Origin of the sequence: Fibrobacter sp. UWB16 (assembly GCF_900215325.1) — a bacterium.
In the GTDB taxonomy this organism is placed as follows: Bacteria; Fibrobacterota; Fibrobacteria; order Fibrobacterales; family Fibrobacteraceae; genus Fibrobacter.
Window position 1 is genome coordinate 1,256,685 of record NZ_OCMS01000001.1, and the last position, 13,752, is coordinate 1,270,436.

13 protein-coding genes are annotated in these 13,752 nt (G+C 49.5%); 2 read left to right on the plus strand and 11 right to left on the minus strand.

Annotated elements, in window-relative coordinates:
- Nucleotides 1–17 precede the first annotated feature (17 nt).
- The 7 genes from ptsP to CRN95_RS05160 all read right to left on the minus strand — a co-directional run bounded on the left by ptsP (nucleotide 18) and on the right by CRN95_RS05160 (nucleotide 7,769).
- Complete coding sequence (gene ptsP / locus CRN95_RS05130) at nucleotides 18–1,850, minus strand: phosphoenolpyruvate--protein phosphotransferase (protein ID WP_088631164.1); 1,833 nt, start codon at nucleotides 1,848–1,850, stop codon at nucleotides 18–20.
- A complete protein-coding gene (locus tag CRN95_RS05135) occupies nucleotides 1,822–2,094 on the minus strand; it encodes an HPr family phosphocarrier protein (RefSeq protein WP_088631196.1) in 273 nt (90 codons plus the stop codon). Before CRN95_RS05135 ends, ptsP begins: the two co-directional genes overlap by 29 nt.
- Nucleotides 2,095–2,101: 7 nt before the next feature.
- Nucleotides 2,102–3,022: an MlaD family protein gene (locus tag CRN95_RS05140; protein WP_088631163.1), complete on the minus strand. Its 921-nt coding sequence runs from the start codon at nucleotides 3,020–3,022 to the stop codon at nucleotides 2,102–2,104.
- A gap of 61 nt (nucleotides 3,023–3,083) precedes the next feature.
- Nucleotides 3,084–3,740 (minus strand): RNA methyltransferase, encoded by a 657-nt coding sequence (locus CRN95_RS05145; RefSeq protein WP_088631162.1) that lies wholly within the window; start codon nucleotides 3,738–3,740, stop codon nucleotides 3,084–3,086.
- A gap of 3 nt (nucleotides 3,741–3,743) precedes the next feature.
- Nucleotides 3,744–4,826, minus strand: coding sequence for a hypothetical protein (locus CRN95_RS05150; protein WP_088631161.1), 1,083 nt, complete (start codon nucleotides 4,824–4,826; stop codon nucleotides 3,744–3,746).
- Between the two features lie 20 nt (nucleotides 4,827–4,846).
- The gene (locus CRN95_RS05155; RefSeq protein WP_088631160.1) at nucleotides 4,847–6,367 is read right to left on the minus strand and encodes a pitrilysin family protein; all 1,521 of its coding nucleotides are present in this window, start codon (nucleotides 6,365–6,367) and stop codon (nucleotides 4,847–4,849) included.
- Between the two features lie 373 nt (nucleotides 6,368–6,740).
- Nucleotides 6,741–7,769 carry a VWA domain-containing protein gene (locus tag CRN95_RS05160; RefSeq protein ID WP_097020265.1) on the minus strand — a complete coding sequence of 343 codons (1,029 nt, stop codon included), beginning with the start codon at nucleotides 7,767–7,769 and terminating at the stop codon, nucleotides 6,741–6,743.
- A gap of 225 nt (nucleotides 7,770–7,994) precedes the next feature.
- Here CRN95_RS05160 and CRN95_RS05165 point away from each other — a divergent pair, with 225 nt between their 5' ends.
- Nucleotides 7,995–9,164: a GGDEF domain-containing protein gene (locus CRN95_RS05165; protein ID WP_088631158.1), complete on the plus strand. Its 1,170-nt coding sequence runs from the start codon at nucleotides 7,995–7,997 to the stop codon at nucleotides 9,162–9,164.
- Nucleotides 9,165–9,331: 167 nt separating this feature from the next.
- On the opposite strand, the gene CRN95_RS05170 is transcribed toward CRN95_RS05165, so the two are convergent.
- The 4 genes from CRN95_RS05170 to CRN95_RS05185 form a co-directional block, all read right to left on the minus strand.
- Nucleotides 9,332–10,435: a VWA domain-containing protein gene (locus CRN95_RS05170; protein ID WP_097020266.1), complete on the minus strand. Its 1,104-nt coding sequence runs from the start codon at nucleotides 10,433–10,435 to the stop codon at nucleotides 9,332–9,334.
- Between the two features lie 398 nt (nucleotides 10,436–10,833).
- Nucleotides 10,834–11,154 (minus strand): AzlD domain-containing protein, encoded by a 321-nt coding sequence (locus CRN95_RS05175; RefSeq protein WP_088631156.1) that lies wholly within the window; start codon nucleotides 11,152–11,154, stop codon nucleotides 10,834–10,836.
- Nucleotides 11,151–11,861, minus strand: coding sequence for an AzlC family ABC transporter permease (locus CRN95_RS05180; RefSeq protein ID WP_097020267.1), 711 nt, complete (start codon nucleotides 11,859–11,861; stop codon nucleotides 11,151–11,153). The genes CRN95_RS05175 and CRN95_RS05180 overlap by 4 nt, the downstream gene beginning before the upstream one ends.
- A gap of 165 nt (nucleotides 11,862–12,026) precedes the next feature.
- Entirely contained in the window at nucleotides 12,027–12,470 is a 444-nt protein-coding gene (locus CRN95_RS05185; RefSeq protein WP_088631154.1) for a hypothetical protein, read from the minus strand.
- A gap of 96 nt (nucleotides 12,471–12,566) precedes the next feature.
- Between CRN95_RS05185 and mltG the strand changes: the two genes are divergently transcribed.
- Nucleotides 12,567–13,580, plus strand: a complete 1,014-nt coding sequence (gene mltG, locus CRN95_RS05190) for an endolytic transglycosylase MltG (protein WP_235002885.1) — start codon at nucleotides 12,567–12,569, stop codon at nucleotides 13,578–13,580.
- The last annotated feature ends 172 nt before the right edge of the window (nucleotides 13,581–13,752 follow it).

The window sequence follows — 13,752 nt, forward strand, 5'->3', positions numbered from 1 at the left end:
CAAACCAACCAACTGTTTTATTTTTCAACCTGTCCCACAAAACCGGATATGCCAAGTTCCATAATCGTTTGAGCATACTTCTTATGCAAAAACTCATTCACACTCTCGGCATCATCCATTTGCAAAACAGTCAACGCAGCATCACGAACATCTTCAAAGTTGATGGAGCGGATAATCTTCTTCGTCGTCATCACGCTCCACGGAGTCATCGAAAGTTCATCAACACCAAGACCAACCAACAAAAGCACACTCATCGGGTCCGTACACATTTCACCGCAAACCGCCACCGGGATTCCTTCACGGTGTGCCGCCACCACAGTCTGGTAAATCATGCTGAGCACTGCCGGATGGTGCGGCTGGAACATGTCGGTAATAAGTTCGTTTGTACGGTCAACAGCAAGCGTAAACTGGATCAAGTCGTTTGTACCCAGGCTAAAGAAGTCCACTTCCTTAGCAAGCTTGTCTACAATCATCACAGCAGCTGGGACTTCGATCATCGAGCCAATCTTCACGACAGGGAGCTTATGCCCTTCGTCTTCGAGCTGTTTGCGGGCCTTGGCAATGCAGGCCTTCGCACGGCGCAGTTCCGTCATGCTCGAAATCATCGGCAAGAGGATGCGCAAATTGCCCTTTGTATTTGCAAGCAGCAGGGCGCGCAACTGCGTGATGAAAATATCTTCGCGGTCAAGGCACACGCGGATAGAACGCCAACCCATAAACGGGTTCGATTCGTTCACCGCAGAAACCCCCGAAACAAGCTTATCGCCACCGGCATCAAGCGTACGGATGACAACCGGATACGGATCCATTTTTTCGAGGATATGCCTATAGGCACTTTCCTGTTCCTTTTCAGTCGGAGTATCCTTCTTGAAGAACAAGAACTCCGAACGGTAAAGGCCGATACCCGTAGCACCAAAGTCCGTTACCTTGTCTGCTTCGGTCGGGATTTCGATATTCGCGTGCAGCACAATGTACTTGCCATCGCGAGTCATCGGCTCCAGCTGGCGCATCGTGAAAAGCTCACGGCGCTGGCGTTCGAACATTTCCTGGCGTTCGTGGAACTTGCGGATATCCTCATCGTTCGGGTTGATGATAACCTTACCATCAGCACCGTCAACAATAATCGTATCGCCACTCTTGACGAGGGCAGCAACATTTCTAAGGCCTGAGACTGCAGGGATCTGCAATGCTCTAGACAAGATGGCCACATGGCTTGTACGGCCACCCGTATCCATCACGATGGCGTTCACCTGACCAGGCTTGAGCGTCATCAAGAAACTTGGAACAAACTCATGGGCTACAAGGACAATGCCTTCTTCGTCAGACACATCCTCCAATACCGGTCCGGAGTCGTCCATCGCAGACATCAGGCGGTTATACAAGTCCCTGAGGTCTGCCGCCTTGTCACGCATGGCAGGCGAGTCGATCTTTTCAAACTTTTCGATGTAGGCGCCAAATACGACATGTACCGCCCACTTCGCATTCTTGTGTTTTTTCTTGATCTTGTCGAGAACTCCATTCACGAGTCCCGGATCCTGCAAGATCATCAGGTGGGTTGCAAAAATCAGGCTGTCCTTGACGCCAGCTCTGGTTTCCGAGATTTCCTTAATCTGGGCAATTTCCTTGGAGGTCTTACTGATGGCCTTCAGGAACATCTGTTCTTCTGCAGCAAGGCGGCTCTCCGGGAGAGTCTCATCGACCACAGAAAATTCACGGTTTGCAACAGGAAAAACCGTACCCATGGCAAAGCCAGGGGACGATGGCACACCAACGAGTTCAATCCTCTGGGACTTCACTTCATTGGCGGTCTTCGCTACAAAATCAGCAGGGTTCTTCGTTGAAGTGGTCATCAAAAAGCTTTTCCAACTGCTGAACGACTAACTCTTCATCCTCGCCATCGATTTCGAATTTCACTTCGGAACCAGCCGGGATAGCAAGCATCATCACGTTAAGGATGCTCTTCGCATTGGCCTTCGAACCATCAAATACAATGGACACATTGCTCTTTGCCTGGCCCGTGATATCAACTATCATACCGGCCGGACGAGCGTGAATGCCCAGTTTGTTGGAAACAGTAAGTAACTTTGTAATCATCAATTCCTCAGAAGAAATCCACATTAATGTCAAGACCATCCTGCAAGATAATCTTGAACAGGCTGTCCGCAGAACGCACCGTCTTGACCAAGTCGTCATGCAGCTGTCTGTCGTTCAGCAAAATGCCCACCGTATTGTCTTTTGAATCCATCTTGGACTGCACCTTGGCGATCAGGCCATCCAAGTGCTTGGTCACATCTTCCAGTTCGGAGATCAAATGGTTTGCATTTCCCATGACCTTGTCCGTTCCGGCAAAAAGACCATTGATCGGTTCCTTGACACCATCGACAAGTTCGTTCACCTTGACCGTCACCTTGTTCAAGTTCGCAAGGCTCTTCTTGAGCTGCGGATCGGTAGTCGTCACAAGGGACATCAATCGGTCTTCAAGATTTTCAGCCTTCACCAAAAGCGTCTTGAATCGGTCCTGGAAATCCGGATTTGCAATTGTCCCGTTCAAGGCAGTCTTGACCGCTTCCAAGAGCACCTTCGTGGAATCGCAAACTTCACCGGCAAGGCCAAGCGCTTCGGCAATGCCCGCATCGAACTGGCCAGTGATCGTATCGCCCGGCACGTAGTATTCTTCGGAATCGCCGAGAATCATGCCAATCTGGCGTTCACCCATGATGCCGATATTCTGCACGCGGATTTCGGAATCTTTCGGGATTTTCACGTTGGACTTGAGCCTGACCGTCACCACGACGCGGTGGCCAGCAAGTTCAATGGATTCCACACGGCCAAGCTTCACGCCATTGATTTTGACCGGGTCATCCAAAACAAGCGTACTCACCTGCGTAAAGCGCAAGTGGTACACGTCAAACGTTTCACGCAGATCCTTCTCGTTCAAGAAAAACATGCCAAAAATCAAGATGAAAATGGCAAGAAGAACGACAAGTCCGACGGAGAAGTATAAAGCGGTATTCTTTTTCATTCTAAAAACAATCTAGCATATTTTGCGATTGGCATTGGATGCCTCTCGAAAAATAAGAGGATTATCCCTCCACCCTCACGATGGGGCTGTTTGTTTCAATTCCGTTCACATGGCGGTCAAGCCAATCGAGCAACAAAGCGTCGCGTTCCGCCTGCGGCAAGGCAAACTTTTCGCGGCCCTGCTTCTGCATGAACACATCAAGGTAAGTCATCAGCACGCCACCGGCCACGGAGACGTTCATCGATTCGGTAATGCCATACTGCGGAAGCTTGAATTCATAGTCCGCATGGGCAAGCGTATCCGGATGGTTGCCATGGAATTCACTGCCCAGGTAGAATGCCATCGGCTGGCTCAAATCAAGGTCGAGCACGGAGTTCGTGGTATTCGTGCTTGCAACAGCAATCTTGTAGCCCTTGGCGCGGAGCTTTTCCATGCAGAGCATACGCTTCTTGTACAGATAAATGCTCATCCACTTGTAAGAGCCCTTCAAAATGGACTTGTTCACACTGTAGGCGTTGTCTTCTTCGATGACATGAACATCCTGGAGGCCAAAGACCTCGGCAGTACGGATAACAGCGGAAATGTTGTGCGGATCGAACAGGTCTTCAAGCACCATGCAGAAATGACGCGTACGGCGATTGACCACAGACGTCAAGAGTTCACGACGGCGTTCCGTCACACGTGCAAGCAAAGTTTCCAAATCCTTAGGTTCACTCATTTTCTAGTCCTTTTTGATAAAAGTATTTGCTTTGAAATCGGGAGAATCAATCGGTTCCTTAGGTTCTCTCGGTTCTGCCGGCCTAACGACCGGCTTCGGAGCGCTAAGTTCCATTTGACGACGTTCAATGCGTTCAGCATCCCCGAGTTTCCAAGTGGCGCCCGAAACAACCTTATCGAATTCCTCGATATGGCGGATATTTTCGGGAGTCCGCAATTTAGCATTTTCCTTAAGAGGTTTACGATTGCCCTTGTAGTACATCGATGCCGCCTTCTTGATATCGTTCACGACATCGTCAATCTTCGAATTCACGACGCTCTTGAAGACCCTCAACTGCATAATGGAATTGAGCACGGAATTTCCAGGGAACACGACTGCGGTGAGCTTATACTTCAGCGTCCTCGGAGCGACAAGGTCCATGTCCAGGAATGCGACAGCCGTTCCCTTGAGCGACCACTTCAAAATCTGCGCGTAGCCATAGCCAAAGAACATATTGCGAAGCATGGGCTTTACGCCGGCACTGTCCTGCAACGCCCAGTAAAAATCACCCGAGAGTCCATGACCGTTACCGCCCGAGAAATAGCGGCGGTTCGTACTGTTGTACTCCAGCGTGTATTCCGATTCCAAATACGCATTAATCAAGTCCGCCGTAAACGGCATATTATCAAACAGGAACGTAATTTCGTTGACCTCGAGCGGAAGAGTTCCTTCGCTTTCGTAAATCGCCCTGTACTGGCGGCCTAGACGCATGAACAAATCCGTCATCATGGGCGCCTTGATATCGGTCGAAAAGCCGCGCTTGACAATTTCCTTATAAGGAGCACAAAACTCGTTGTTGTACTCGATTTTCGGCCACGGCTTCATATCGACATCTGTACAGGCCTCGTACTTGATATCCAGGCACTTGTACATGCCCGAACAGAACGAGCGCATATTGTCGGCATTGTTCTTCATTTTCATCAAGAGCTGCCGACGGGAGACCTCCGATACCGAAACGCTTTTAGCGGCATAAGACAGAGAAGAGCCAAGCACCATCAAGACGCTAAAGCACATCAACAACGAAAAACGCAAACTCTTTCCCTGCATATAGACCTCGCTCCTTAAGGTTATCTAAATTCAAGACTATCTAGCGGAATCACCGTGAACGGTTTCAGAGAATCGAACATGGCGACAGGACCGACAATCGAAATAGTCATTTTTTCTCTATCAAAATACTTAGCGATCATCGCCTTGACCTGTTCAGCCGTCACCGCATTGATTTCCGTCACATAATCTATATAATGATTGTCCGATTTGCCAAGCAATTCGCCCTTTGCAAAGATCGAAGCCGTTGATGCCGGGGAATCAAAAAGGCTCGGCAGGCTCTCGACCAGGGATTTTTTAGCCTGGGAAAGTTCTTCGGCAGTCGGGCCGTCCTTTGCAAGCTTTTCCACTTCTTCAAAAATGAGCTTCATGGCATAATCCACCGTCTCCACCTTCGTCTGGAGAGCAATCGTCGTCATGGCCGTATCGCGGTAGTCATTGCCAACCGTGCTATAGACGCTATAGGCAAGGCCTTCATCGCTACGGACACGGTTCATGAGTCTAGAACTGAAGCTACCACCGCCCAAAATGAAGCTAGCCACAGCGGTCGGATAGTAATCCGGATGCGGGCGCTTCACAAATGGCTGGTTCATGGTGATGTTCGCCTGCGTGATATCCTTGTCGACGACATAGACACCCGGCTTGCGGGCAAAGGTAAGTGGCGTCGGCTTTGGCTTTTCGGTCTTCGCAGGTTCCACTTTCCAGTCCGCAAAGAACTTCTTGAGTGCCACAACAGCGGAATCCTTATCCACATCACCGGCAAGAGCAAACACAATGCGCTTGGACGAGAAGACGCCCTTTGCAAGTCGTTTCACATCGGCGGCAGTCACTGCCTTGTACTCAGCGGCGTTTGCATCCCAAAGTCTCGGGTTCGGCGCATAGTTCACCTTGGACTTGAGTGCCGAAAGCACCTTGGCAGGCGTTTCAAAGCGGCGTTCGTATGCCGTAACGTAATTCGCCTTTACGATTTCAAGCTGATTCTTGTCGAAAGACGGGTCCGTAAGAACCTTCTTTGAAAGCTCAAGCATAGACGGGAAATACGCAGAAAGGCAGTTGATGTCGAAAGCCGAGAGGAACGTACCGACGCTTGTCGAAATCGAGGCGCTTACAAATTCCAGGGAGTCTTCGAGCACGTGCGGAGTAATCCCGCCGCCTGAACCGCGACGGATCATGGAGCCCACCATTTCAAAGGCGGCTTCATCCTTCAAGACCTGCGGCAAGTTGCTTTCTTCAAAATAAACCGTAAAATCCACCAGCGGGAGCGAACGGTCGCTTACGATATAGCCCGTAATGCCATCAGCAATTTGCACACGGAAATCCTTCGGATACGGGGCCACGTACTTATATTCCGGAAACTCAATCTTGCTATAGTGTTCAGGCAAATTGCTCCCGGCAGGCAAAACAGAGCTCGAGCTCTCTGCAGCGGTGGCATACATATCCGGTGTATGTTTAACATGAGACGTTTTTTTAGGCATCATGGAACATGATGTCAAAGCCACTAAAGCCGCAAAAGCAGCGGCAGGAATCATATAATTCGTTTTCATCAAGTAGAAAATAGTAAACTAATCGGGAACATTCCAAAATAGACCAATCATTTTAAGGTTTATCGCTCCCCATTCTGTATTTAGACATATATTAATAATTGAGCCTTCCTAGTGGCCACAACACGCGTAGTAAGCCTACCTCCGGCTTCCGCACAGTTCTCCAGTCGAGACACAAGCCCCACCAGGAAGGCTTCTTCAATCCCTCCTATGAAAAAGACCCGACGCGAGCGCGCCGGGCCTTTTTTCATTCCATGTCATTCCCGCCCACTCTATGTCATTCCCGCCTTGAGCGGGAATCTCCATCTTGTAATAAAAATGCCCGCATGAATGCGGGCAAGACATATCCTAATAGCTAATGACCATTGACCAAAGACTAACTGAATCTTCCGTTGAGCTGCTTGCGGCGGCGGCCGCGTTCCGAAATGACAGCCTCGATCAAGAACAGGAGGGCTGCAAGCCCGAGGAAAATCTGGTAGCGGTCCTGATAATTTTCCATGCGGTCGCTGCTCTGGTCTTTCTTTTCGAGCGTTGCTATTTCGGTCAAGACCTTTTGCAGCTGGAACTCGCCCGGGCTCGCATAAAAGTAGAGCGCACCCGTCACGTTTGCGATTTCCTGAAGCGTCCCTTCTTCAAGGCGTGTCGTTACGATATTGCCTTGCATGTCCTTCTTGTAGACACTTCCGCCATTCTTGCTTTTGAGCGGTATAGGAACGCCTTCGCGAGAGCCGATACCAATCGTGTAAATCTTGATGCCAAGTTCAGCGGCTTCCTTGGCGGCATTGACGGCAGCATCTTCGAGTTCTTCGCCATCGCTCATGAGAATCATCACGGAATGCTGGCTAGCGCCACCGGAATTTTCGAACAAAGTCATTCCCTTACGGATTGCGCTTTCGAGATTCGTGCCCGGCATAAGCCAGCCCGGATTGAGTTCACGAAGCACCATCTGCACAGTACCGTAATCAAGCGTCAGAGGAACCATCACTTGCGCCTCGCCACTGAATGCCACAAGGCCAACGCGATCCCCCGTGAGAGATTCCAAAAATGCAGAAATTTCATGACGGCTACGCACCAGGCGGTTCGGCTTTACATCTTCGGCAAGCATCGAAAGCGAAATATCCTGCAACAGCACAAGGTCCTGACCGCGGCGTTCCACATGTTCCATCTTGCGGCCCCACTGCGGACGGGCAAGTGCCACAAACAAGAAAGCAATAGCAAGGAGCAAAAGCAGGACCTTCGTGAGGCGCCTCCACGGCGAGACGCTCGTCGAAAGTTTAGAAAGCATCGAAAGCGAGACAAAGCGGGCTGCTAATTTTTTACGACGATGATAAGCATAGACAAACAAAAGCGCAAATAGAGGCAGAGTAAAAAGGCCCCACAAAAAATTCGGTTCTGCAAATCTCATTATCTACTCCGATAAAATTCCTTGCATCAAACAAGCACCAAGAATATACAAAAGTCTACGAAAAAAAACTTCCTTTCACCAAATAACGCGAGGCTAGAAAACTAAAAACAAATCAAAAGAAATCGTCGAGAGAAATTTCAAAAATGGTTTTGATTTCTTTTCATAAAGCCTTCATACGAAAAGCTTTCAAATAATTATATTTCTTTTCAAGGTTAGGTTGCGAAAATGTCTTATCCAAGCTTAATAGAAATCAATATCATTTGCATAGCAGTATTGCTCATTACACTGCTACAATTCAGGGATAGCATTCTCAGGCACCTCGAAGAGCGCATTCTCGGTTTCACCATCATCGACACCATCATCTATATCGTGTTGAGTACCGTGACCAAGATGCTTTACTCGGTCCACATGCAAAGCGACCTGTACTCCAGTAACCAGAAAATTTGCGTCATATACGCCGTTCTTTACGCACTGAGCTTGAGTTCTTCGCTTTTACTTGCGCAATTGTGGTTCTCGTTCATCTTCCTCCGCATCCGCAAGAGCGTTTACTCTTACAAGCACCTGTTCCCGCTTTTTTCGACACCGAGCATTATTGGCATTTTCATTTGCATTGGCATCAGCATTTACGGTTTTACAAATGACTGCCACACGACGTCACTCCAGTTCAGGCGCCTTTTACCGTTCCTTATCGGGCTGAACTTCATTTACATCTTCGCCACAATGTTCCTCGGCATCCAACATGCCATTACGCAAAAGAACTCCACCAACCGAAAAGAAGCGTTCTACCTCTCGTTTATCGCCTTCGTGCCAAGTTGCGCTTGCATTATCCAGTATTTCATTCCAGACGTTCCGCTCACCGATCCGATTTTCGCCCTCACGCTCCTACACGTCTACGTTACACTTTTGAAGTACAGAATCACATCTGACCCGCTGACTGGCGTGAACAACAAAATTCGACTGGTCGATTACCTCCAGTACATCACGCAGCACCAGGACCCGAGCAAGCGACTCTTCCTTCTCGTTATGGATGTGGACTATTTCAAGGAAATCGTGCGCAACTTCGGCTACGAAATGTCTGACCGCGTGATTGCAGACCTCGCCTCTTTCTTCAAGCGCCAGTGCAGAGGGCAAAACGCCTTCCTCGCAAGGACTAGAGAGAACCAGTTTTCGATTGTCATGGAACGCGATGAAGTTTCTGAAATCGAAGCCTTCTGCCAAAAGCTCGTACGCGAATGCGACCGCGACAGCATGCAATCTGACATGACTTCGTGGAAGATTTCGTTCAGCTTGCACTACGCCGAAATCTCGAACATTTCCACAAGCAATATTTCGCAGATCTTTGCCGAAGCCAAGAAGAACTGCTACAAGCCAGAAACTCCGGCACCGAAAGACTAAAAACTTAACTGGATTCTTCGGGCTATGCCCTCAGAATGACGAAGGCAAACATCGTCATTCTGAGCGATGAGACAAAGTCTCAAAAGCGAAGAATCCAGTCATTTCTTGAAACTAGACTTTACTGGATGGGGGCAAGCCCCATGACGAGTGAAGCGTCGGATGCCGAATCACGGGATTCTCACGAATCTTGTATTTGCGAGGATGAGTTCCAGCAAAATGAGGAGCGCCCCGACCAAAAGCCACGGGTAGAATTTTTCGGCATAGCGTGCGTAAGCGATCGTCTCGATTTCCGTCTTTTCGAGTTCATCGATTTCAGAGTAAATCTTTTCGAGTTCGGCCTTGTTTTCGGCACGGTAGAAACGTCCACCCGTCTTCGAAGCAATCGCCTTGAGCACGTCTTCGTCAATGCCTTCTTCAGGCGTAATGTCGCGTTCGCCCCAGGAGATTTCACCCGTCCACGGGTTCTGCTGGAACGAAAGGATCTTGCCATTCTTTTTGCCGACGCCAACCGTATAAACCTTCACGCCCAGAGACTTCGCCACTTCAGCGGCGCGCACCGGCGGAACGACACTTGCGTTATCGCGGCCATCGGTCAAGAGAATCACCACACGGGACTTGGCATCGGACATCTTGAGCCTTGCAAGCGCGTTCATCAAGCCATCGCCAATAGCGGTCCTGTTATTCACAAGCGTATCGCGAGCGAGGTCGTCACTTGCCTTCAAGATTTCGAGCAGGGAACCGTAATCCATCGTGAGCGGGCACTGCGTAAACGAACGGGCGCCAAAAGCCGAAAGGCCAATGCGGTCGCTATGGCGCTTGCCTATGAATTCGGCAATCACGTCCTGAGCGTAACCAAGACGACTGTATTTCCAATATTCACCGCGCTTCAAGATACGTTCGGCATTCATCACGCCAAGCTTTGCCTGTTCGGTACGGGTAAGCATGTCGAGAGTCCCCATAGAGCCCGAAACGTCAAGCGCAAGCATAATGTCGACACCATCCGTCGAAGTGTATTCGACTTCCATCGCGTTCTGCGGGCGGGCAAGCGCCACCACAAAGCAAACAAGGGCTGCCAAACGGAGCGCAGGGACAATATGCCTAAACTTCACACGACGGCTAGGAACCGCCTTCTTTGCAAGTGCAAGCGCCGGGAACTTGATCGTACTCTTACGACGCTGCTGGCGGTAAACATAAAGCGCAATCAACAGCGGAACAAACAACAACAGCCAAAAGGCTTCGGGATTTTGAAAATGAAGGGCTCCAATATCCATTTCAGCTCCAAAATAACGAAAAACGGTAAATTACACGCAAGAATATACAATTTAGTGGCTGTAGAAACATGCTTTTCACATTCAGAAAAAACAAAATTTTCCAAAAAGCCCCTTTTTTACGTGAATTTCTAATCAAATTCATCTTTTTTCACGTAATTTCACAATGTTATATGTAATATATTCTGTATTTTCCCAAAGATTCCATTCTTTAGGAATGGCCATTTAGTCCCAAACAAGTATTCGCGCACTCAAAAAGCAGAAAAAAAAGACTCACGAGCAGACATTTTTAAGCACATTCATTTATGTTGTCGTTAATTTTACGTGAAAAAATCACAAGCAAAACTCATTTTCACGTAAAAAACGGCAAAATTTTAGAATTTGCCTTTCAAATCCAAATTCTACAAGAGCATGAGCCCGTCGACGCCGAGCACGGTAAGGCAAGAGACCGCAGCAACAGTCACAAGGCCACCACCGAGGAGCGATGCGACCACAGCGGCAAGGAGCGCGCAGGCGCCCGTCAAACGGCTATCTGTTGCAAAGAAGATGGCAGGCACTGTCATCGCGCTGAGCACCGTGTACGGCACGTAAGCGAGGAACGAGCTCCAGAACACGCTTTTGAGCTTCTTGCGCAGCAAAATGAACGGCACCGCACGCAAGAATAGCGTCACGCCAGCCATCACGAGCAAGTAAATCAGGTAAGTCTGCATGTCGATCTTCATTTGGCCTCCTCGTCATCTGCATTGACGTTTTGCATCGGGAAGAGCCACGCCGCAACAAAGGATGCTACAAGCGCGCAAATGATAATCGCAAAACCGACAGACACGCCGCTCAGCGGCGGGAAGAACTTAAATGCGCAACTGAGCGCTACAGCAATAACGACGGCAAAAACCGTCGGGCCATGCACCTTCATCTGCGGCACGACAATCGCCACAAACATGCCATAAAGCGCAACGCCAAGGGCGTTCGTCACCATCGCCGGGAGAATTTCACCACAAATGGCACCAACCATCGTTCCAAGCGACCAGCCAATGTAAGGGAGCGTCGAAAGTCCAAGGAAATATATCGGCGTCACGCGCTTCTGCGACATCGCCACTGCAAAAATTTCATCCGTAATGCCAGTCGCGAGCAAAAGGCGCTTCACCGTACCAAAGTCCGGCGAAACCTTCTGGGAAAGTGAAATTGCCATCAGCGAATAGCGGAGGTTGATAAAGAACGTCGCAAGCGCCATCTCGATAAACGTGCCGGCGGCATCAGCCATGATCTGAAGCCCGGCAAACTGACCTGCCGAGGTCAAGTTCGTCATGGATATAAGCGTCACAAGCGGCCACGAAAAAATTTTCGAGCCAGCGATACCAAACGAGAACGAGACCGCAAAGTAGCCAAGTCCAATCGGGGAACCGTCTTTTAAGCCCTTCAAATAACTCATGGGCGCAAAGATAGCATTTTTAAGAGACTTTTGGGGGATTTATGCAAATATTTAAATACATGCAATTTCTGTAGGTAGTTGGATTACGGGCAACCTGCAGAACTTAGGGAATAAAAAAAGCCCGCAGCACTAAGCCACGGGTCAAACAAGCTTGAATGTCAACAACTAGTTTTCGTTGTTGCGGATTTCAATCTGTTCACGGTCCATCGTGTGCTGAAGGTATTCCTTGAAGTCACGGTCGATGTTCACACCGTCGAAGTCGATGTCGTCGTTTTCCAACACGAACACGGCGCTCGGGTTATCAAGCCAGCCCACGATGTCCACGTCTTCCAACTTCATGGACTTGTCGCCAGCCTTCTGGGCAACGTATTCAATCTTGGACTTCGGAACCCAGCCCTGACCGCAGCTGCCCTTCACGAGGACTTCGGTATCGCCTTCCTTCAAGACTGTCAGTTCGTCGTTAAAGCCAGCCGTGCAGACAACGGAGCCACCATCTTTTTCTTTGGTGAGTTCCACATCGCCAAGCTTGGACTTAACCTTCTTGGCTGCGAAGGAAGAAGCAACCAGCAAAGCGAAGGCGACAAACATAATTTTTTTCATCATTTTCATAGCGAATCCTCAAAACAAGGGAAATATTCAACAATGCAATACGAATATACCTTTTATTTTGCCAATCCGTTGCATTTTCTTTTAAATTTTTACGCAATGAAGAAGATTTTTTCAATTACCGCCATTATCCTCGTTTTAACCGCTGTTTTTGCGTATTTCCACGTAAATCAACGGTTGAGCGCCGTTTCACTCAACGAAAAAACCGTCATTTTGGAGATTCCAAAGGGCAGTTCCCCCACAAAAGTTTTACAAATTTTACACGAAAAAGGGGTCTGGACAGACGACCTGGCGTTCAATTTATGGTGCAAATTGAACAAACCGGCCCTCAAGGCCGGCTGGTACGAGGTTCCTGCCCACCAGACGCTCGACGAGCTGACTGAACTCTTCGAAAGTGGCAAAAGTGCAGTCCGCAAGGTGACCATCCCCGAAGGTCGAGCCTCCTGGGAAATCCCCGCCTACCTTAAAAAGAGCTTCCCGGACCTCGACACGGCCCGTTGGAACAAACTAGTCCAGGACCCGAAGTTCGCCCATTCACTCGGCATCGAAGGGAACTCCCTTGAAGGCTACCTGTTGCCAGATACGTACCCATTCGCCATCAACTCCGACGAAGAATCCATACTGCGACAGATGGTCGCCGCCAACTTTAAGGTCCGCGACGAGATGAAACAGCGCAAAGGATCCAAGTGGGAAACGCTTGGCAACTGGCACCGCGTGTTGACACTTGCAAGCGTGGTCGAAGAAGAAACGGGCATTCCGGACGAACGTCCGCTCATTGCAGGCGTGTTCCACAACCGCCTCCGCATCGGCATGCCGCTCGGGGCAGACCCGACAGTGCGGTTCATCTTCAAGAACTTGACAGGCCCGATCTACAAAAGCCAGTTGAATAGCGACAGCCCCTACAACACCCGAAAGTTCCCGGGACTCATGCCGGGCCCGATTTCAAATCCGGGTCGCAAGGCCATCGAAGCAACGCTCTTCCCCGACAAGACCGAGGCACTTTACTTTGTTGCAAAGGACGACGGTTCGCACACGCACTTCTTCAGTACGAACCTCGCCGATCACAACAAGTATAAGGATGTCGCCGCCAAGAACCGCGGGGAGAAGAAATAAGTTTAACCTCAAGAATTGACTGGATGGGGCAAGCCCCAACTCCTTGGCTCGGTCATGCCCATGCAAGCATGGTCGCGACATTGACGCTTCGCGTCTTGCTAAACGGCTCAGCCATATTTGTGCAAGCACAACTGCATTCGCCTTGGGGCATACTCGCCTTTTGAGTTGTCTT

What these genes read in the sequence shown, in the direction of transcription:
- ptsP (WP_088631164.1), bottom strand. Translation starts at nt 1,850, where the DNA reads ATGACCACTTCAACGAAGAACCCTGCTGATTTTGTAGCGAAGACCGCC.
- CRN95_RS05135 (WP_088631196.1), bottom strand. Translation starts at nt 2,094, where the DNA reads ATGATTACAAAGTTACTTACTGTTTCCAACAAACTGGGCATTCACGCT.
- CRN95_RS05140 (WP_088631163.1), bottom strand. Translation starts at nt 3,022, where the DNA reads ATGAAAAAGAATACCGCTTTATACTTCTCCGTCGGACTTGTCGTTCTT.
- CRN95_RS05145 (WP_088631162.1), bottom strand. Translation starts at nt 3,740, where the DNA reads ATGAGTGAACCTAAGGATTTGGAAACTTTGCTTGCACGTGTGACGGAA.
- CRN95_RS05150 (WP_088631161.1), bottom strand. Translation starts at nt 4,826, where the DNA reads ATGCAGGGAAAGAGTTTGCGTTTTTCGTTGTTGATGTGCTTTAGCGTC.
- CRN95_RS05155 (WP_088631160.1), bottom strand. Translation starts at nt 6,367, where the DNA reads ATGAAAACGAATTATATGATTCCTGCCGCTGCTTTTGCGGCTTTAGTG.
- CRN95_RS05160 (WP_097020265.1), bottom strand. Translation starts at nt 7,769, where the DNA reads ATGAGATTTGCAGAACCGAATTTTTTGTGGGGCCTTTTTACTCTGCCT.
- CRN95_RS05165 (WP_088631158.1), top strand. Translation starts at nt 7,995, where the DNA reads ATGTCTTATCCAAGCTTAATAGAAATCAATATCATTTGCATAGCAGTA.
- CRN95_RS05170 (WP_097020266.1), bottom strand. Translation starts at nt 10,435, where the DNA reads ATGGATATTGGAGCCCTTCATTTTCAAAATCCCGAAGCCTTTTGGCTG.
- CRN95_RS05175 (WP_088631156.1), bottom strand. Translation starts at nt 11,154, where the DNA reads ATGAAGATCGACATGCAGACTTACCTGATTTACTTGCTCGTGATGGCT.
- CRN95_RS05180 (WP_097020267.1), bottom strand. Translation starts at nt 11,861, where the DNA reads ATGAGTTATTTGAAGGGCTTAAAAGACGGTTCCCCGATTGGACTTGGC.
- CRN95_RS05185 (WP_088631154.1), bottom strand. Translation starts at nt 12,470, where the DNA reads ATGAAAATGATGAAAAAAATTATGTTTGTCGCCTTCGCTTTGCTGGTT.
- mltG (WP_235002885.1), top strand. Translation starts at nt 12,567, where the DNA reads ATGAAGAAGATTTTTTCAATTACCGCCATTATCCTCGTTTTAACCGCT.